Below are 19123 nucleotides of genomic sequence, written 5' to 3'. Positions count from 1 at the left end.
ACATAATGCACATTGTAGATAGTGAGGCCTGCGCATACACGCCCGGCATCCAGTCGCCAAACCCACGTCAACCAAGGCAAACGCCTCCATACATAGATTCACCCGTTTGGGCTACACCAGCGCCGACTTTCCAAAAGTCTTGCGCTCGGTGTGCGTGCCGCACGCGGCTGACAAGATACTGCGCTTGCCGGAGCGTGTCATGCCGCTTCGTGCCGCATCTGTTTCAAGCCGGTCCAGGCGTTCCAGAGCAACATGCCCGCGCACACCAGAAGAAAGCCGGCGCTGATGGGCCGCTGCACCAAGGTTGACAGGTCGCCGTGCGACAGCAGCAAGGCTCGGCGAAGGTATTCCTCCATCAAAGGTCCCAGCACAAAACCCAGCATCAAGGGGGCGGCCTCGAAGCGCAAGGCCGTGAGCAGGTAACCCAAAGCGCCCACGATAGCCACTTGGTAGATGTCGAAGGTGCTGTTGCTGACGCTGTACACACCCAAGGCTGTGAACACCAGGATGGCCGGGTACAGCACGTGGTACGGAATGCGCAAAATCGCCACCCACATGCCCACCAGCGGCAGGTTCAGGATCACCAGCATCACGTTGCCGATGCCAAAACTCACCACCAGGCCCCAGAACAACTGGGGTTGCTCGTTCATCAGCATGGGGCCGGGCTGGATGCCGTGGATGATGAGTGCCCCCAGCATCAGCGCCATGATGGCATCGCCGGGAATGCCCAGGGACAGCGTGGGCACGAAGGCGGTCTGGGCGGCGGCGTTGTTGGCGGCCTCGGGCGAAGCCACGCCTTCGATCGCGCCTTGGCCAAAGCGTGTCGGGTCGCGCGCCACTTTTTTCTCGACCGCGTAGGACACGAAAGACGCGATGGCCGCGCCGGTGCCGGGCAAGGCTCCGAAAAAGCTGCCGATGGCGGTGCCGCGCAGCATGGGCAGGGCCGATTGCCGCAGGTCTTGCCGGCTGGGCCACAAATCGCGCCAAGCAATGGCTTGGGAGGGCCCCTGCCCCTGGGGCCGGTGGATGCCAGCGATGACCTCGGAAAGCCCGAACACCCCCATGGCCAGGGCCACCAGGTTGATTCCGTCCATGAGTTCGAGCACACCAAAATCGAAGCGGGAGACGCCCGAATTCACGTCGGTGCCGACGGTGCCCAGCAGCAACCCCAGCACCACCATGGCGAGGCCCTTGGTCGGCGCCCCCGAACCCAGGCCGGACGCGGCGATCAGGCCCAGCAGCATCATGGAAAAATAATCGGCGGGACCGAATTGCAGGCCCAGTTCGGCGATGGCGGGCGAAAACAGCACCAGGATCGCGATGCCGAGCAAGGCCCCGACGAAGGAGGCCACGGCGGTGATGCACAGCGCGACCCCGGCCCGGCCCTGTTGGGCCATGGGGTAGCCGTCTAGACAGGTGACGGACGACGAGGGCGAGCCGGGCAGGTTCAGCAGGATGGACGCCGTCGATCCCCCGTACTGCCCGCCGTAGTAGACGCCGGCCAGCATGATGATGGCCGAGGTGGGCGGGATGTGGTACGTCAGGGGCAGCAGCAGCGAGATGGTGGCCATGGCGCCGATGCCGGGCAGGACCCCGACCAGGGTGCCGATGAACACCCCGACAAAACAGTACAGCAACGCCATGGGCTCCAGGGCGGCCTGGAGGCCGATGAGCAGGCCTTGTGCGGTGTCCATGTGGGGCGTGTGCTGTATGGGCTCAGGGGCTCCAGGGCCAGGCCGGCAACACCATCTTCAAGGCCAAGCCGAACACCAGCCAGGTGAAGGCGGCAATGCCCAAGGCCACCGCCAGCCGCCGCGGCCATGGCATGGCACGTTCGGCCAGCAAGGCCACCAGCACCGACGCCACGGTGGTGAGCACCAGGCCCAGCGAGGGCAGCAGGAGCCCGAACACGGCCACGCTGCCGGTCACGAGCAATCCGGTCTTCCACTCGATGCGCAGAGGCGCTCTGCGCCGCAGCAAGGCCGGCAAGGCGATCAACAGCCCCAGCAGGGCCAGTAACGCACCCAACACCACCGGGAAGAAGCCCGGGCCCATGCGCTGCAGCTCGCCCAGCGGGTAGTGCCGGTGGGCATAGACGGCTGCGAACAGGCCGATGGCCACCATGGCCAGGCCGCCGATCAGGTCACGCGTGTCCGCCTGAGCCATGACTTTGCCCCGCTCCGTTCACCATTGGCCCTTGGGCTGGCGGCTGCGCACCGCGGCGGCAATGGCCTCGACGATGTCGGGGCGGTCGGCACGGCGGGCGAAGTCGATGGCGTCCATGCCCTGGTCGTTGCGCAGGGCCGGGTCGGCCCCCTCCTCCAACAGCAGCTGCACCACATCGGCCTGGCCGTAACGGGCCGCCATCATCAGGGGGGTGGTGCCGTTGGGCGATGCCGCGTCGATGTAGGCGTGCTGCTCCATCAGCAAGCGGACGATGGCCTGGGCCTCGGGCCCGACGTGGCTGACGGCGTAGTGCAACGGCGTCCAGCCCGGCTTGTTCACCTGGGCCTGGCGCGCGAGCAGGCGCTGCACCAGCGCCACCTGGCCCTTGATGGCGGCCAGCATCAGGGCATTTTCGCCGGCGGGGTTGCGCGCATCGACTTGCAAGGCCGGCACGCCGAGCAGGAAGTCGGCGACGCGCCAGGACTCCTTGCGGATGGCCAGCACCAGGGGCGGCTGCAGGGCCGGGTCGGGGCTGTTGAAGTCGAAGCCGCGGGCTTGCAGACCCGGCAATGGGCCGGTGTTGTCTCGGGTGATGGCGATGAAGAAGTCCTCGTACGAGCCGGACTGGGCCTGCGCCCAGGAGGACAAGCCGCACAGAACCCCCAGACAGAGGAGCCGTTTCAGAAGCAGGAAAAAAGACCGCACGTCAGACCGCACGGGTGAACAGGCGCTCGAAGTTGTCGCTGGTGGCGCGGGCCACCACCTCCAGCGGCAGTCCCTTGATTTCGGCCAACTGGGCCGCGACGTGGGGCACGTAGGCCGGGGTGTTGGTCTTGCCGCGGTAAGGCACCGGCGCCAGGTAAGGGCTGTCGGTTTCGATCAGGCAGCGCTCCAGCGGCACCATCTGGGCGACCTCGCGCAAATCGGCGGCGTTGCGGAAGGTCAGGATGCCGGAAAACGAGATGTAGAAGTCCAACTCCAGCGCCGCGCGCGCCACCTCGGCGGTTTCGGTGAAGCAGTGGAACACCCCCCGGGCACGGGCTGGCGCCCCGGCGGCGGAGGCAAAACCGCCCTCCTCTCGCAAAATGGCCAGGGTGTCGTCCGAGGCGTTGCGGGTGTGGATGATGAGCGGCAGGTCGGTGGCCCGGGCGGCCTGGATGTGCACCCGAAAGCGCTCGCGCTGCCAGGCCATGTCGGCCACCGTGCGCTCGCCCAGGCGGTAGTAGTCCAGGCCGGTTTCACCGATGCCCACCACCTTGGGCAGGGCCGCGCCGCGCAGCAGGTCGTCGAGGGTGGGTTCCTGCACGCCTTCGTTGTCGGGGTGCACGCCCACGGTGGACCACAGATGGGAGTGCGCCGTGGCCAGGCTGTGCACCTGCTCAAATTCTTCCAGGGTGGTGCAGATGCACAGGGCGCGGTCCACCTGCGCCTCGGCCATGGCTTGCAGGATGCTGGGGAGCTGCGCGCGCAACTCGGGGAAGCTCAAATGGCAATGGGAATCGACAAACATGCAAACGGGTGCTCAAACGGTCTGGGTGCTGCGGTCTGACGCCAGGTGCGCCCCCAGGATTTCTTCGATGCGGGCCTTGAGCTGGCGGGACTTGTCGTCTGCCGGAAAGCGGATGCCGATGCCCTGGGAGCGCGACCCCGCGGCGCCGGCCGGGGTGATCCAGGCGACCTTGCCGGCCACCGGGTAGCGCTGCGGGTCGTCGGGCAGGGTCAGCAGGACATACACGTCCATGCCGAGCTTGTATTCGCGCACCGAGGGCACGAAGATGCCCCCTTCCGCAAACAAGGGAATGTAGGCGGCGTACAGCGCGCCCTTTTCCTTGATCGACAACTGGATCACCGTCGGGCGCGCCGGACCTGTGGTGTCGGCGGTGCTCATGTCGGTCTAGTGTAGCGCCAGTGCGCGTTGGGCTGTGACCGCCCAGGCCTCTTGCAGCAAGGCCGGGCTGAAAGGGTGTTCCAGGGTGCGGGCCGCGGCTTGCAGGTCGCGGTGCCAGCGCGCCAGGGCCGCCAGGCCCGGGGCGGGAGGCAGGTCGGCCGACAGGAAGAAGCGGGGCGCGCCGCCGGCCTGCTGCACCATCAGGTCGTGGCAGAGCTTCTGCAGCACGTCCATCTGCTGCGCCGGCGACCAGCCGGCCAGGGCGCTCCAGTCGCCGGCGGCGATGGCGCGGGGCAACTGCGGCCACAGTCCCTGGGGCGGTTGGGTGCGCAGCCAGTCCAGGGCTTCGTCGGGCCGGCCACCGGCCGCACGCAGCCAGGTCTGCAGCTCGGCGGGCGGGAGCTTGCGCGCCGACAGGCTGGGGTCGGCCGCCACCACCGCGGCCAACCAGGCCAGGGCCTCGTCGGGGGCGGGCCAGTGCAGGTCGTGGGTCTGGCAGCGGCTGCGGATGGTGGGCAGCAGGCTGTGCGCCGCCTCGGTGGCGATGACGAAGCGCAACGCCCCGGCCGGTTCTTCCAGGGTTTTGAGCAGGGTGTTGGCGGCCTCGGTGTTGAGGCGTTCGGCCGGGTAGATCAGCACCACCTTGGTGTCGCCGCGGGAGCGGGTGAACTGGCTGAAGGCGACCGCCTGGCGGGTGGCGTCCACGCGGATGAATTTGCTCGCCTTGAGTTCTTTCTTGTCGATCTTGTCCTGGGTTTTCTCGTCCAGGGGCCAGCCGAATTCGATCGACAGGGTCTCGGGCATGAGCACGAACAGGTCGGGGTGGGTGCGCACGTCTACCGCGTGGCAGGCGCCGCAGTGGCCGCAGGCTCCCTGGGCCGAGGGCTGCTCGCACAACCAGGCGCGCGCCAGGGCCAAGGCCAGGGGGTACTGCCCCAGCCCCGGCGGGCCCGAGAGCAGCAACGCGTGACCGCGTTGCTGCAGCAGGCGCTCCAGCTGGGTCTGCAGCCAGGGGGCCAGCCCGCTCATGCCAACAGACCCCGTGCGCGGCAGACCGCTTCCACCTGGGCCCAGACCGCGGGCATGGCCGGGGTCGCGTCGATGCGGGCGAAACGCCCGGGGTCGGCCGCGGCCCGGGCCGCATAGCCGGCGGCCACGCGCTCGAAAAAGGCAACGGGCAAGGCCTCGAACTTGTCGGGGCTGCGCGCGCCGGCCAGGCGTTCGGCTGCGCTGGTCGGGGGCAGGTCGAACCAGAGGGTCAGGTGCGGCTGGCGCAAGGGCGCCGGGCCCTGCACCCATTCTTCCAACTGGCTCAGCACCGCCAGGTCGAAACCCCGGCCGTGGCCCTGGTAGGCGAAGGTGGCGTCGGTGAAGCGGTCGCACAACACCACCTCGCCACGGGCCAGGGCGGGTTCGATCACGCGCAGCAGGTGGTCGCGCCGGGCGGCGAACATCAGCAAGGCTTCGGCCAGCGGGTCCATGGCTTCGCGCAGCAGCAGCTCGCGCAACTGCTCGGCCAGGGGCGTGCCACCCGGTTCGCGCGTCTGGAGCACGGTGTGCCCCTGTGCCCGCAAGGCTTCGGCCAGGGTGCCGATGTGGGAGGATTTGCCCGCCCCGTCGATGCCCTCGAAGGTGACGAAGCAGGCCGTGCGGGTCGAAGGAAGTGGTGGCATGCGGTCAGCGGTTGAGGATGTAGCGGCGCACGGCCGCGTTGTGTTCGTCCAGGGTGCGGCTGAAGGCGCTGGAGCCGTCGCCGCGCGCCACGAAGTAGAGCGCCGGTGTGGCGTCGGGCTGCACCGCGGCGCGCAGCGCGGCCTCGCCCGGCAGGGCAATCGGCGTGGGCGGCAGGCCGGCGCGGGTGTAGGTGTTGTAGGGGGTGTCGGTGTCGAGGTCGCGCCGGCCCAGACGACCGTCGAACGCCGGCCCCAGGCCGTAGATGACGCTGGGGTCGGTCTGCAGCCGCATGCCGATGCGCAACCGGTTGACGAACACCCCGGCGATCAGAGCGCGGTCGCTGGCCAGGCCGGTTTCCTTTTCGACGATGCTGGCCAGCACCAGGGCGTCGTCGGCGTGGCGCAGTGGCAGGTTGGGCGCACGCTGGGCCCAGGCGTCGGCCAGGCGCTGGTCCATGGCCCGCGCCGCCTGCTGCAACACGCTGGAGGCGGTGGCGTGCTTGGGGTAGACGTAGGTGTCGGGGAAAAACCGGCCTTCGGCGTGCGGCGCACGCAGCCCCAGGGCCTGCGCCAGTTGCTGCGGTGTGGCGCCGGCCGGCAGGTCGTAGTCGAGGTGTTCGGCCGTGCGCAGGGCCTGCAGCACCTGGCCCAGGTTCCAGCCTTCGACCAGGGTGACCCGGCGCACGGCCTGTTCGCCGCGCACCAGTTGATCCAGCAAGGCACGCGGCGTGCTGTCGGCCGGCACCTCGTAGCTGCCGGCCTTGATGTCGCGGGCCTGGCCCGACAGGCGGAACCAGGCGTACAGGGCCCATTCCGGCCCGCCCATGCCGGCCTGCACCAGCACGCGCGCCACGGTGCGGGCCGACGCGCCGGGCGGCACCGCCACGTCCAGCAGGCCCGTGGATTCCCCGCCCAGCGGGCGGTTCAACCAGACGGCGGCCCCCGCCCCCAGCAACAAGGCCAGAGACAAGGCGGCGGCCAGCAACCATTTCAGCACAGGAAACACGGACACAGGACCTCGGTCAAAATACAAGCCTTCGATCATAAGTGAGCGCCACGATGAGCACATCCTCCGCCCCCCTGCCCCCTCCGTTCGACACCAGCGCCCTGCGCGGGGTGGTGCGTCTGGCCGATTGGGGGGTGATCCGGGCCCAGGGCGCCGATGCGGCCACTTTCCTGCACGGGCAGCTGACCCAGGACTTTGCGTTGATGGGGCTGGGCGAAGGTCGGTTGGCGGCCTTCTGCAACGCCAAAGGCCGCATGCAGGCCAGTTTTGTGGCGTTCAAGCGGGCGCACGACGACATCCTGCTGCTCTGCTCTGCCGACCTGCTGACCACCACCCTCAAACGCCTGGGCATGTTCGTGCTGCGCGCCAAGGTGAAGCTGAGCGACGCCAGCCAGGAGGTGGCGGTCTTCGGTGCCGTGGGCGCGGACGTGCCGGCGGCCCTGCCGACCAGCCCCTGGAGCCACCTGGCGCAGGAAGGCTGGGACTGGGTGCGGCTGCCCCTGGCCGAAGGCCTGCCCCGTGCCCTGGCCTGCGGCTCCAGCGGCAGCGCCCCGGCGGGGCCCGAGTTGCCCGCCGCCTTGTGGGCCTGGCTGGCGGTGCGCAGCGTTGTGCCGATGGTTACGGCCCCGGTGTACGAGGCCTTTGTGCCGCAGATGCTGAACTACGAATCGGTGGGCGGCGTGAACTTCAAGAAGGGCTGTTACCCCGGCCAGGAAGTGGTGGCCCGCAGCCAGTACCGCGGCATCCTCAAGCGCCGCGCCTACCTGGTGCACGGCGCGCACGCCCCGACCGTGGGCCAGGAGGTGTTCCACGCGGCCGACGCCGAACAGGCCTGCGGCACGGTGGTGAGTGCTGCTGCCCACCCGATGGTGGGTTGGGACGCGGTCGTGTCCATGCAGACCAGTGCGGCCGATGGCCAGGCCCTCACCCTGGGGGCCGCGGACGGCCCGGCCCTGGCCGTGCTCGATCTGCCCTACCCGCTGCTGGCCGACGTCTGAGGCCGACGGCGTGTGCCTGATCGCTTTTGCCATCGAGGCCACGCCGGCCTGCCCCTTGTTGCTGGCCTCCAACCGCGACGAATGGTGGCACCGCCCGACCCGCCCCTTGGCCGCCTGGCAGACCGACGGCGGGGTGACCGTCTGGGCCGGGCGGGACGCCGAAGCCGGTGGCACCTGGCTGGGTTTCAGCCAGCACGGGCGGGTGGCCATGCTCACCAACGTGCGGCCCAGCGGGCCCGAGTCCGCCCCGCGCAGCCGGGGCGAATTGCCACTGCGCTGGCTGGCCGGCCCGGCTTCGGTGGGCGGCTGGCGTGATCTGGTGGCCTCACACGACCCCCAGGCCTACAACGGTTTCAACCTGGTGCTGGGCGATGTGACCCGGGGCAGCTGGGTCTGGTTGACCAACCGCCCGCCGCCAGATGCCGTGCCCGCAGCTAGGCACGACCTGCCCCCGGGCTGGGCCGGCCGCATCTTGCCACCGGGGGTCTATGGTTTGTCCAACGCCCACCTCGACACGCCCTGGCCCAAAACCGTGGCCTTGCGGGACGCGGTGCACGCCGCCGTGGCCCACTCGGCACCCAGCGCAGACAGCCCTGTAGACGCGGATGGGTACGAGGCCCTGCTGCGCCCCCTGATGGACAGGCGCCCGGCCCATGACGCTGGACAGGACGCTTGGGCCCAAGGCCTGTCCAGCGCCTTTGTGCACCTGCCCACACCGGCTTACGGCACCCGCAGCAGCCTGATCGCCCACTGCCGCCGTACCCCCGAGGGCCTGGCCCTGGACCTGCGCGAATGGACCCACGCGGTACACCCGGCGGCGGCCCCGACGCCCGTGGCCACCCATTGGCCCACGGACGCCAGCATTCAGAGGTGCTTTTCCATCAGCAGGTGGGGAATGCCGACCTCGTCGTAAGGCTCGCCCACCGGCGTGTAACCCAGGCGCCGGTAAAACCCTTCGGCCGTGCGCTGGGCGCTGAGCCGGACGGTGCGGTCGCCACGCGCCCGGGCCGCGTCCATCAGTGCCGTCAAGATCTGCCGGCCCACGCCGGTGCCACGCAGCACCCGGTGCACCGCCATGCGGCCGATCTTGCTGACGCCGCCTTCTGCCGGCAGCAGGCGGCCCGTGGCCATGGCCTGGCCCAGCCGGTTGTGGGCCACCGCGTGCAGCGCCACCTGGTCGGCGGCGTCCCATTCTTCTTCGCGGGGAATGCGCTGTTCCTCCACGAACACGGCGGTGCGCACCGCGCTCGCCCCCGCGCCCAGTTCGGCCCAGGGGCCTGTGCGCACGGTCAGCACGCCCTCCCCGGCTTCGTAGCCCTGTACCAGCGCACGCAATGCGTCTGGGATGGGGCGCGAGGTCTGCGTGGCCGGATCGGCGAAGACGTAAATCAGCTCGCCGCTGATGAGGTGTTCTTCGCCGCGGAAGATGGCGCCGGTGATCGTCATGGACGAGTTGCCCAGGCGGGTGCAGGCCATGCCGATGTCCAGCATGTCGTCCATGCGGGCCGACGCGTTGAACTCCACCGACGCCTTTTTCACGTACAGCTCGCCGCCCAGCTCGTGCATCGCGTCTTCGTAAGGCAGGGCCAGGGCGCGCCAGTACTCGGTGATGGCCACGTCAAAGTACATCAGGTAGTGCGCGTTGAACACGATTTTTTGCATGTCCACCTCGGCCCAGCGCACGCGCAGCGGGTGGAAAAAACGGAAGTCCTGGCGTTTCATGGGGGAAACCTTGCATGCGTTGGAGAGGGCGCGCGGTGCGCTGTGGGGGAATTCTAAGTCGGCGGTGCTGGTACCAAAGCACCCTGGGGTGATGGCGTTGTGCAGCCATGACAAACCTACCCTTTTGGGTATACCCCGCCACCTTGCAAATAGATATATTTACAAATAACAAAATTTGTTGCAATTCTGATAGCGATCATTCCATATCACCATCCATCACCTGCGTCATGAGCGAATCCCCATCCTCCCCGAGCACCGCCCAACGCGGCTTCCAACTGCTGTCGGTGGCCACTGCCGTGGCCTTGCTGGCGGCCTGCGGCACCCTGGCCCCGACGCCGATCGAAACCCCCGACCTGCAGGCCGCCAACCAGGCGGACAGCGCGGCCATGCGCCAGGACGTCGAACCCGTGACCGGTCCGCTCACCCTGGACCAGGCCATGGCCCGTGCCCTGAAGTACAACTTGGACCGCCGAGCCCGCCTGATGGAAGAGGCCATCGCCCTGAAGGAGTTGGACGTCACCCAGTTTGACATGCTGCCCAAACTGCTGGTCCAGGCCGGGTACACCGACCGCAACCGCGAGCGCGCCACCTACAGCCACCCTTACACGCCGGTGTACGGCAGCAAATCCAGCAGTTCCTCCTTCTCCTCCGCGGCCGACCACCGTACCGCCGACCTGGGCCTGACCTGGAACCTGCTGGACGTGGTGGTGGGGCAGTCGTCGGCCAAACAGGCCGCCGACCGGGTGTTGATTGCCGGCGAAAAGCGCCGCAAGGCCATGCACGTGCTGATGCAGGATGTGCGCACCGTGTACTGGCGCGCGGTCAGTGCCCAGCAGCTGCAGGCCAACGTACAAACCACCCTGAAGCTGGCCGAAGAAGCCCTGGCCGACGCCCGCAAAGCCGAAGCCGAGCGCCTGCGCAGCCCGCTGGACGCCCTGCGCTACCAGCGCCAGGTTCTGGAAAACCTGCGCCTGCTCGAAGCCATTGCCCAGGAGCTGTCCACCGCCCAGGTCGAGCTGGCCTCGCTCATCAACGCCCCGGTGGGCCAAACCATCACCTTGGCCGAAGCCGACGTGACCCCGAACAGCGACACCGCGCTCACCGTCCCCATGGCCCAACTGGAAGCGCTGGCCCTGGAGAACAACGCCGATCTGCGCGAACAGCATTACAACAGCCGCGTCGCCGCGACCGAAGTGCGCAAGACCATGACGCGCCTGTTCCCCAACCTGTCGTTCAACTACAGCCTCAAGTACGACTCCGACGAGTACCTGGTGCACAACAACTGGAACGAGGCTGGCTTGCAGCTCTCGTTCAACCTGTTCAACCTGTTCACCGGGCCCACCCAGATCAAGCTGGCCAAAGCCGGTGTGGCCCTGGCCGACCAGCGGCGCATGGCCACGCAAATGGCGGTGGTGACGCAACTTCACCTGGCGCGCCTGCAGCTGCAAAACGCCCGTGCCCAGTTCAGCCGTGCCGATGCCATCTACGCGGTGGACCAGAAGATCGCCGACAACATCCGCGCGCGTCAGAGCGTCCAGGCGCAAAGCCAACTTGATCGCGTGGCCAATGAAACCACCGCCATCCTCAGTCTGCTGCGGCGCTACCAGGCCCTGTCGCAGGTGCACCTGGCCGAAAGCCGCCTGATCGCCAACCTGGGCCTGGAGCCCAAGATCGGCAGCACCGGCGAATTGAGCCTGGCCCAGTTGACCCAGCAAGTGCAAGGCAATCCCTGGGCGGTGCTGAGCTCCCCCAAGGCCCAATGATGAGGAACGTGGTGGTGAACATGCGTCGATTGCTGGCGGTTTCGTTTCTGTTGGCCGGAGCACAGTCGTGGGCGCAAGCCCCCGCCCCCGGCAGCAAGGTGCCCGGGGTGCCCCCTTCGGCGGTCGAAGCCGCCAGACCGGCCTTGGAGCGGCAGGAGATCCGCGCCCAGCTCCTGCCGCGGCGCTACACCACCATCGCGGCCGAAATCGGTGCCAAGGTCAACCGCCTGCCGGTGAGCGAAGGCGGGGCCTTCAAGGCCGGCCAGCTGCTGGTGGGTTTTGACTGCTCCCTGCAGCAAGCCCAACTGCAAAAAGCCCAGGCCGAGCTGGACGGCGCCGAACAGACCCACAGCACCAACGTGCGCCTGCTGGAACTCAACTCCGTGGGCCAGCTGGAGGTGGACTTGTCCAAGGCTGCACAGAACAAGTTCCGCGCCGAGGTGGGGGCCAACAAGGCCGTGCTGGCCAAGTGCGGCATCGCCGCGCCCTTCAGCGGCCGCGTGGCCGAGCAAAAAGTGCGCGAGCAGCAGTTTGTGCAGCCGGGCCAGGCCCTGCTCGACATCCTCGACGACAGCGTGCTGGAACTGGAGTTCCTGGTGCCCTCGCGCTGGCTCAGCTGGCTGCGCACCGGCGCCCGGTTTGAAGTCCAGATCGACGAAACCCGCAAAACCTACCCCGCCAAATTCATCCGCATCGGTGCCCGGGTGGACCCGGTGAGCCAGTCGGTGAAAGTGGCCGCCGCCATCGACGGCAAATTCCCGGAACTGATGGCCGGCATGAGCGGCAAGGTGCTGGTCACCCCGCCCGCCGAACGCTGAGCCGCCCCGACACCGCCTTTTCTTCCGCGCCCCACGCACGGATCACCGAGTCAGCCCCATGAAATCGACCCCCGCCCCCCTGACCTCAGCCACCCTGCCAGCCCGCCCCGCACAGCGGTCGGCCTCCAAGCTGGTGCGCCGCCGCCCCGCCCCCCTGGCACTGGAGCAGCGTTTCATGTTCGACGGGGCGGCGGTGGCCGATGCCTTGGACACCACGGATGCGCTGGACAGCCACGACAGCACCACCGATGTGTTGGACCTGCAACCCCTGGCTCTGGAAGCGCCGGCGCTGTTTCAGACCGAACTGAACGATCCGGTGTTGGACACGGCCATGGCCGAAGCCAACCAGGCCGTGCGCGACTTCATCCTCAACGCCGACGATCAGACCCTGTTTGGAATGTTCAACGGCGGGCAGCCCACACCGGATGCGGCGTGGACAGAACGCCTGGCCGAACTGCGCACTGCCCTGCGTGACGGCAGTTTCAGCGTGAACGTGGTGGCCATGGACAGCGCCAGCGTGGCGACCAGCATCGCCGCTTACACCCACGCCGGGCCGGACGGGCAGCCCACCGTGTTCATCAACAGTTACTGGTTCGACTTGTTCGAAGGGGCAGATGCCGCCCGGGTCTTGGTGGAAGAATTCGGGCATGCGGTCGATGACTACCTGAACCCTGACGCCGATACCACCGGGGATGAAGGCGAGGCATTTGCCGCCACCGCCCTGAACGGGGCCAGCGCCACAACGACCACACAAAACGACCACGGCACCGTCACCGCAGGCGGGACGAGCTACAACGTGGAGTTTGCGTCGTTCAATTTCTCAAACGCCTACCAGATGATCACCGACGTCAACAACGACGGCGTCGTGCAAAACACCGAAAACTGGGCTGAAAAGGAGCAGGAAAGCCATACCTTGTTGATTGCTGACGGTGGAACCAATGCCAACACCTTCTATGGCGGGCTGGGGCCGGTCGGCATCAACGACGACACCAACAGCGCCCTGTTCAGCGGCAACGATGTTTCTGCCATCGGCATCAACATCGGCGGGACAACCTATTACGGCTGGATCAGTCGGCCTTTAAAAGTTCAAGGAAGTGTCGTCGGTTTTTATTTCTGGACCGACCAAGATTTCACCAATCTGGCCACGGCACAGGCCGATGGCAACCAAGATGCGGACTCTGCAGATGTCCCCGCTGACCCTGGCGTCACCGACAACAAGGGTTTTGTGTTAGTGGTCAATCAGAGCTACTTCAATAGCCTGATCGCCACAATGGGCACCACCACAGTCACCAATACGGGTACTGCTTGGAGTGCCTTGACCGCGGGTACGTACAACTCGATTGAAGTCGGCTCTTCGTCTGACAGGGTCGATTCCGCGCTGAACAGCTTGATCCCCGGCAATGTGGCGCCTGCAGCGAACAACACCAGCGGAACGATTATCGAACAAGGCAGCGCAACATTCACATACGGCGGGAATGGTGATGGCGCGTCAGCTATTCTGAACAGCACGCTGGATTACAGCGATACAATCGGTGACACCGCGACCGTGACCGGCATTGGCACGACAACGGCAGGCGCGTCAGTGTCAAGTGGTTCCACATCCACCTCGGGTTACACCTCGGTACAGGGCCTCTACGGCGAGTTGCGCGTAGGAGCGAACGGCAGTTATCAATACATCTTGAACAACGATCTTGCCGCTGTTCAGGCGCTGCGTTTGACCACGAACACCTTGACTGACACCTTTACCTACAGGGTCACTGACGCGGGGAAATTGACTGACGACGCCCTCCTTACCATCACCATCACCGGCTCGAACGACACACCAGAGGCCACGTCGGATTACAACACCGCGAAAGAATCGCTGCTTGCGCCGACCAGCGGGGCATACGGTGGAAGCGACACCATTGGTTATACGGCCACAGGCAGTGTGCTGACCAATGATGCAGACGTAGACGGTTATTCAGAAATCAAGGAAATTACAAATACCGTATTCACTGTCAGTGGAACCACGTCTTCAGTGACGAGTGCCACCATCACTCTGACCGAGATTGATGGTTTGGCAAACAATATCTCCGGGGATTTTATCTATATTGCTGTCGATACAGACGGCGACATGACTACAACCAACGACTTGACTTGGCAGTTGGTTACAGGTGTGACGGCGACTGTCACGGGATCGGGCACCAAAACATTGACCGTCTCAGACCCCGCTGAGTTGGCCAGAGTTGCGAGCCTTTACAGCACTATTGACAAACTTCCGGCTGGAACGGTTGTCAACAATGTCGCCGTTGTGTCCTTCAAGACTGCCGGGGGTGATCGCGCGTACATTCAAGGCTCATCCGCAACTTCTGTTCTGTCTGGTCTCACTCTTGCTCCCGATACGTCTATCGTCAATGGCATGGTAGCGACTTGGAATGGAGGGACTGCCACAGTAACGAACGTCACCAGAGATGGCAGCAACACCATCACCGAAATTACCTTCTCTGGAAATATCGTCCCTGAATCTACCACGCTAACTTTCAGTCAGCTTGCAAGTGCGACATTGCAGGGCAAATACGGGACCCTTTCCTTCACTCAAGATGGAGCTACAGGAAAATACCTCGGAGACTACGTTTACACGCCTTATACCAATACGGAAACAGTCCCCGGTGGTGTGGCTAGCCTAAACGATGGCGATTCCTATGATGAGGTTTTTACCTACACGGTCAAAGACGCGCTTGGTGCCACTGATGTCAGCACTTTGACCATCACTGTTTTTGGTTCAGGCAACAATGATCCGATTGGAATCGACGATGTGGCAACGGCCGTCGAGAATGGAGGAGCCGATAACTATCCAGCCACCACAGGCGGAAGCACAACTGGTACCAACCCCATCGGCAACGTGCTGGTTAATGACTCCGATGCAGATATCGTCGATCCTCTCCCCGGCACAGATGTATTTGTAACAGGCATCTACAGCATGGAGACCGCCAATACCGACTCAGTAGATGTCGGCTCCACTTCCAGCAGTAACTTCGCTGAAATCGTCGGCAAATACGGCACACTCAGAATCGGCGCAGACGGCTCTTATGCGTATCTGGTAGACAACCTCAATGCGGCGGTTCAAGCGCTCCAGTCCAGCAGCGAGACCCTCCAAGAATCCTTCCGTTACACGGTATCTGATGCCCCGCTCGGAAGTGGCGGCAATTTGGACTCGGCCACGCTCACCGTGACTATTCAGGGTGCTAACGACAACCCCATCGCTACTAACGATAGTGCAACAGCAATAGAGGCAGGCGGCGTTGACAACAACGCTTTAGGCTTTGATCCTTCTGGAAACGTCATTGTTAATGATAATGACGTGGATCATGCAAAATCTCAATTGAGTGTGACTTCTGTTCGCATAGGAAACACAGAGGGCTTGGGAACTGAGGCGACTCCCACCGCTGGCACTATCACATTGATTGGCACCTATGGCACACTGACCATGAACACCAATGGTTCTTGGTCGTATGTTGTTGACAACAATAATGCAACGGTCAATGCCCTGGCCGCCTACAATGCTTCCAATCCATCCACATGGGTGACCGAAAGTTTTAATTACACAGTTTCTGACGATGACGCGACAAACCCTTTGACTGACATCGCGGTCTTGTCTATCGAAATTCGTGGCGCGGCAGATGCGGTGAGCGTTAACAATATCACCGTCAACGAAGGTTCGCCTTATGCGGTATTCACGGTGCTTGGTGTCAACGGTACAGGTGTAACACTTAGCCTCGCGGATGGCACGACGAATGGAATGGATCCGACGGATTCCAATTATGTTCATGATTTGCAATATTGGGATCCTGCTTTTGGAACATCAGGAGAGTGGCGCAACTACACCGCAGGCTCAACCATTACTATAGGCTCAACTAACCAGTTGTTGGTTCGTACAGCTTTCAGTCCTGAAAAAGAAACCGACTTTGATCTGGGTGAAACCTTTACTTTAACGGCGACTCCGACAAGTGGTACATCAACTGTTGGAACGGCAACCATCATGGACGACAACACGGGGACTTATTACCCTGATGTTGGTCCATTGCCTAACGGGAATCCGACGACAGACCCGACTCATCCTTTGGACGACGACCGCACCATTGATGTGGTGGGTGGTATGACCTTCAACGAAGGCTCGACCTACGCCACCTTCACGGTCAGCGGCCAGGCCGGCTACGACATCACGCTGGCCCTGGGTCCCACCACGCCAACAGCGGGTGATGCTTCCGTCTCGGGCTTCACGATTGAGTACTACGACGAGGATGCCACCACGCCTGCATGGGTGGCCTACAACCCCGCCACGGACACCATTGCCCTGCCGGCGGACGGCTCGCTCAAGGTGCGCGTGAACATCACCAGCGAGGACGACACCCCGTTCGAGGGCGCCGAGGACTTCACCCTCACCGCCACCTACGACACCAACAGCAGCATCACCGATAACGACACCGGCACCATCATTGACGATGGCACTGGCAAGATCGACAGCGACGGTGATGGCGGCGCGGATGAAGGCGGCACCAAGGACGACGACCGCACCATCACCATCACTGGCGGCAACTACAACGAAAACTCGCCCCGTGCCCTGTTCACCGTCAACGCCAACCCGGGCCAGTGGCTGACCCTGGACGTGCGCAACGTGGCCGACGCTGGCAAGGCCCCGACCGGTGACAACGAAGGCAAGCCCGACGACTCGCTCGACACCGCGCCGATCTACTACTCTTTGGATGGCGGCCGCACCTGGGATCCGTATACCAACGAACCCGTGCAAGCCGGCCCCGTGCCGGTGTTGGTGGCGGTGGACATTGCCAACGAGCGCGACACTTTCTTTGAGGGCGAAGAACGCTTCCAGTTGCTGGTCAACCCCGGCCAGCCGACGGAAGCGGCCGGCTACGCGTCCATCTTTGACGATGGCACCGGCGACATCGTTGACGAAACCGGCGTGACCGACCCCACGGCCACCAAGGACGACGACCGCCCCGTCGCACAGACACCACCTCCGCCACCCGCGCCGGCCCCCGAACCTGCGCCAGCCCCAGCACCCGAACCGGCCGCTCCCCCACCGGCGCCCGAGCCCACCTTCAACTCCGCCACGGAGATGAACGTCAGCTCACCCACACCGGTCTTGGAGGCCACCACCTCGCGAGTGGAAACCACCTTGACGAGCGACATGGGCTTCCCGGTGCTGGTGCTGGAGCCGGGCAACACCACACTCCCGCCCAACCTGTCGCTGGCCAACGCGGTGACCGACCAGTTCGCCGAACTGGGCACGACCAGCAGCTTTGCCCTGCCCTACGACACCTTCGCACACACCAAGGCCGATGCCCAGATCACCCTGACGGCCAAGCTGCAAGACGGCTCCGACCTGCCCAGCTGGGTGGTGTTCGACCCGCAATCGGGCACCTTCACGGTCACCCCACCGGCCGACCTGCCCGCGGACCAGCGCGAACTCAAACTGATGGTGATCGCCCGCGACCAAGAAGGTCGCGAAGCGGTGGCGCCGTTCCGCTTCTTCGTGGGCGACGACAAGGCCAAGCCCAAAACGGCGGCGCGCCCGAGTTTGTCGGAACAGCTCAAGCTGGCCAGCAAGCGTGGGCAAACGCCTTGGGCCGACTGGGGCCGCGCCCCGGTGGAGGCCAAGCCGCTGGCCCGAGCTACAGGAGCTGAGCGCGCGGTGGCACACGCCGGATGAGCGTGACGCCCCACCCCACCCCCGCGGCCGTGCAGGTCATGGGGGCTTTGCTGGATTTGCAGCGCCGTGCGCGCGAAGCCGGCAGCCCCCAGGAGCTGGGTTTTCTGCTGGTGAACGACACCCATGGCCTGGCGCCCTACCGCCAGGCCGTGTTGTGGCTGACCGCGTCGGGGGTGCACACCCTCTCCGGTGTGCTGCAGCCCGAGGCCAATGCGCCTTACGTGTTGTGGGTGCAGGCGGTGTGCCAGCACTGGGGAGCACAAGCCGATGCCGGCACCCGCGCTTTCATCGCAGACGACCTGCCTCCTGCCCTGGGTGCCGAGTGGGCCGAATGGTGGCCCGCACACGCGCTGTGGCTGGCCCTGCCCGGGCACGCCCCCGGTGAACAACCCGCCGCCCTCCTGCTGGTGCGCGACGAGCCCTGGCCCGACGACACCCAGGCCCTGCTGCACGAATGGGGCAAAGCCTGGTGGCACGCCTTCCACGCCTTGCACCGTCCGCGCCTCAACAACTGGCGCGCCCTGCGCGCGCGCGTGGCCGCGCACTTTATGCCGCAAGCCGCCCAGCCTTGGTGGCGCCAGAACCGTTGGCGCTGGTTGGCCGCGGTGCTGGTGCTGCTGGCCCTGCCCGTGCGGCTGACGGTGCTGGCCCCGGGCGAACTGGTGCCCGCGCACCCGGTCGTCATCCGCGCCCCGCTCGACGGGGTGGTGGACGCCTTCCACGTCCAGCCCAACCAGTTGGTGCAGAAAGACCAGCCCTTGTTCGGTTTTGACGAAGCGCTGATCCAAAGCAAGCTGGAAGTGGCGAAACAAACCCTGGCCACCGCCGAAACCGAATACCGCCAGACCGTGCAGCAGGCCCTGCTGGACCCCAAATACCGCCAGCAGCTGGCCTTGCTGACCGGCAAGATCGAAGAAAAGCGGGCCGAGGTCGATTACCTGAGCGAACAGTTGCAGCGCGCCCGGGTGCTGGCCCCCGCCGAGGGCGTGGCCCTGTTCGACGACCCGTCCGAATGGATAGGCAAGCCCGTGGCCGTGGGCGAACGCATCATGCGCCTGGCCGCCCCGGGCGACGCGGAGGTGGAGGCTTGGCTGCCGCTGGCCGACGCCGTGGCCCTGCCGCCGGGCACGGCCGTGACCCTTTACCTGAACGCCAGCCCTTTGTCCCCGGTGGGTGCCCAACTGCGCTACCTGGCCCACGACGCGGTGCACCGCCCCGACGGCAGCTACGCCTACCGCGTGCGCGCCACGCTCGACGCCCCCACCACCCACCGCGTGGGCCTGAAAGGCACGGCCAAGCTGCACGGCGGCTGGGTGCCATTGGGCTACTGGGTGTTGCGCCGCCCGCTGGCCTGGGTGCGCACCACCCTGGGGGTTTGAGCC

15 protein-coding genes are annotated in these 19123 nt (G+C 65.5%); 6 read left to right on the top strand and 9 right to left on the bottom strand.

Going from position 1 to position 19123, the window contains the following annotated elements; all coding sequences use genetic code 11:
* Window positions 1-197: 197 nt before the first annotated feature.
* Genes CON77_RS12975 through mltG form a run of 8 tightly spaced genes read right to left on the bottom strand, consistent with a single transcriptional unit; the run spans window position 198 to window position 6724 of the window.
* Window positions 198-1694, bottom strand: a complete 1497-nt coding sequence (locus tag CON77_RS12975; RefSeq protein WP_101049787.1) for a tripartite tricarboxylate transporter permease — start codon at window positions 1692-1694, stop codon at window positions 198-200.
* Between the two features lie 22 nt (window positions 1695-1716).
* Entirely contained in the window at window positions 1717-2166 is a 450-nt protein-coding gene (locus CON77_RS12970; RefSeq protein ID WP_101049785.1) for a tripartite tricarboxylate transporter TctB family protein, read from the bottom strand.
* Between the two features lie 18 nt (window positions 2167-2184).
* Window positions 2185-2814, bottom strand: a complete 630-nt coding sequence (locus CON77_RS12965) for an ankyrin repeat domain-containing protein (protein WP_232788532.1) — start codon at window positions 2812-2814, stop codon at window positions 2185-2187.
* A 58-nt stretch (window positions 2815-2872) separates the two neighbouring features.
* On the bottom strand, window positions 2873-3676 hold the full coding sequence (locus tag CON77_RS12960; RefSeq protein WP_101049781.1) for a TatD family hydrolase: 804 nt from the start codon (window positions 3674-3676) through the stop codon (window positions 2873-2875).
* Window positions 3677-3688: 12 nt separating this feature from the next.
* A complete protein-coding gene (locus tag CON77_RS12955) occupies window positions 3689-4054 on the bottom strand; it encodes a PilZ domain-containing protein (RefSeq protein WP_101049779.1) in 366 nt (121 codons plus the stop codon).
* A gap of 6 nt (window positions 4055-4060) precedes the next feature.
* Window positions 4061-5083 (bottom strand): DNA polymerase III delta subunit-related protein, encoded by a 1023-nt coding sequence (locus tag CON77_RS12950; RefSeq protein ID WP_101049777.1) that lies wholly within the window; start codon window positions 5081-5083, stop codon window positions 4061-4063.
* On the bottom strand, window positions 5080-5727 hold the full coding sequence (gene tmk, locus CON77_RS12945) for a dTMP kinase (RefSeq protein ID WP_101049775.1): 648 nt from the start codon (window positions 5725-5727) through the stop codon (window positions 5080-5082). Before tmk ends, CON77_RS12950 begins: the two co-directional genes overlap by 4 nt.
* Window positions 5728-5731: 4 nt before the next feature.
* Window positions 5732-6724 (bottom strand): endolytic transglycosylase MltG, encoded by a 993-nt coding sequence (mltG, locus tag CON77_RS12940; RefSeq protein WP_232788534.1) that lies wholly within the window; start codon window positions 6722-6724, stop codon window positions 5732-5734.
* 62 nt (window positions 6725-6786) lie between these two features.
* On the opposite strand from mltG, the gene ygfZ reads away from it, so the two are divergent.
* Window positions 6787-7731, top strand: a complete 945-nt coding sequence (gene ygfZ, locus CON77_RS12935) for a CAF17-like 4Fe-4S cluster assembly/insertion protein YgfZ (protein ID WP_101049771.1) — start codon at window positions 6787-6789, stop codon at window positions 7729-7731.
* A 10-nt stretch (window positions 7732-7741) separates the two neighbouring features.
* Window positions 7742-8644 (top strand): NRDE family protein, encoded by a 903-nt coding sequence (locus tag CON77_RS12930; protein WP_157826955.1) that lies wholly within the window; start codon window positions 7742-7744, stop codon window positions 8642-8644.
* On the opposite strand, the gene CON77_RS12925 is transcribed toward CON77_RS12930, so the two are convergent.
* Window positions 8596-9453: a YbgC/FadM family acyl-CoA thioesterase gene (locus CON77_RS12925; RefSeq protein WP_101049767.1), complete on the bottom strand. Its 858-nt coding sequence runs from the start codon at window positions 9451-9453 to the stop codon at window positions 8596-8598. The two genes, CON77_RS12930 and CON77_RS12925, sit on opposite strands and share 49 nt — an antisense overlap.
* Window positions 9454-9680: 227 nt before the next feature.
* Between CON77_RS12925 and CON77_RS12920 the strand changes: the two genes are divergently transcribed.
* The 4 genes from CON77_RS12920 to CON77_RS12905 are packed head-to-tail and all read left to right on the top strand — an operon-like array spanning window position 9681 to window position 19120.
* Window positions 9681-11216 (top strand): TolC family protein, encoded by a 1536-nt coding sequence (locus CON77_RS12920; RefSeq protein ID WP_101049765.1) that lies wholly within the window; start codon window positions 9681-9683, stop codon window positions 11214-11216.
* A gap of 20 nt (window positions 11217-11236) precedes the next feature.
* Entirely contained in the window at window positions 11237-12034 is a 798-nt protein-coding gene (locus CON77_RS12915) for an efflux RND transporter periplasmic adaptor subunit (RefSeq protein ID WP_101049793.1), read from the top strand.
* A 58-nt stretch (window positions 12035-12092) separates the two neighbouring features.
* Window positions 12093-17741, top strand: coding sequence for a VCBS domain-containing protein (locus CON77_RS12910; RefSeq protein WP_101049763.1), 5649 nt, complete (start codon window positions 12093-12095; stop codon window positions 17739-17741).
* Entirely contained in the window at window positions 17738-19120 is a 1383-nt protein-coding gene (locus tag CON77_RS12905) for an efflux RND transporter periplasmic adaptor subunit (RefSeq protein ID WP_198552373.1), read from the top strand. The genes CON77_RS12910 and CON77_RS12905 overlap by 4 nt, the downstream gene beginning before the upstream one ends.
* The last annotated feature ends 3 nt before the right edge of the window (window positions 19121-19123 follow it).

The organism is Macromonas nakdongensis, assembly GCF_002837145.1.
Taxonomy (GTDB): Bacteria; Pseudomonadota; Gammaproteobacteria; order Burkholderiales; family Burkholderiaceae_C; genus Macromonas_B; species Macromonas_B nakdongensis.
The sequence above is the reverse complement of the archived record's forward strand: the minus strand, read 5'-3'. Positions and strand labels throughout refer to the sequence as shown.

Bases quoted from the DNA above. Each gene is read 5' to 3' on its own strand.
- CON77_RS12975 (WP_101049787.1), bottom strand. From the start codon at position 1,694: ATGGACACCGCACAAGGCCTGCTCATCGGCCTCCAGGCCGCCCTGGAG.
- CON77_RS12970 (WP_101049785.1), bottom strand. From the start codon at position 2,166: ATGGCTCAGGCGGACACGCGTGACCTGATCGGCGGCCTGGCCATGGTG.
- CON77_RS12960 (WP_101049781.1), bottom strand. From the start codon at position 3,676: ATGTTTGTCGATTCCCATTGCCATTTGAGCTTCCCCGAGTTGCGCGCG.
- CON77_RS12955 (WP_101049779.1), bottom strand. From the start codon at position 4,054: ATGAGCACCGCCGACACCACAGGTCCGGCGCGCCCGACGGTGATCCAG.
- CON77_RS12950 (WP_101049777.1), bottom strand. From the start codon at position 5,083: ATGAGCGGGCTGGCCCCCTGGCTGCAGACCCAGCTGGAGCGCCTGCTG.
- tmk (WP_101049775.1), bottom strand. From the start codon at position 5,727: ATGCCACCACTTCCTTCGACCCGCACGGCCTGCTTCGTCACCTTCGAG.
- ygfZ (WP_101049771.1), top strand. From the start codon at position 6,787: ATGAGCACATCCTCCGCCCCCCTGCCCCCTCCGTTCGACACCAGCGCC.
- CON77_RS12925 (WP_101049767.1), bottom strand. From the start codon at position 9,453: ATGAAACGCCAGGACTTCCGTTTTTTCCACCCGCTGCGCGTGCGCTGG.
- CON77_RS12920 (WP_101049765.1), top strand. From the start codon at position 9,681: ATGAGCGAATCCCCATCCTCCCCGAGCACCGCCCAACGCGGCTTCCAA.
- CON77_RS12915 (WP_101049793.1), top strand. From the start codon at position 11,237: ATGCGTCGATTGCTGGCGGTTTCGTTTCTGTTGGCCGGAGCACAGTCG.
- CON77_RS12910 (WP_101049763.1), top strand. From the start codon at position 12,093: ATGAAATCGACCCCCGCCCCCCTGACCTCAGCCACCCTGCCAGCCCGC.
- CON77_RS12905 (WP_198552373.1), top strand. From the start codon at position 17,738: ATGAGCGTGACGCCCCACCCCACCCCCGCGGCCGTGCAGGTCATGGGG.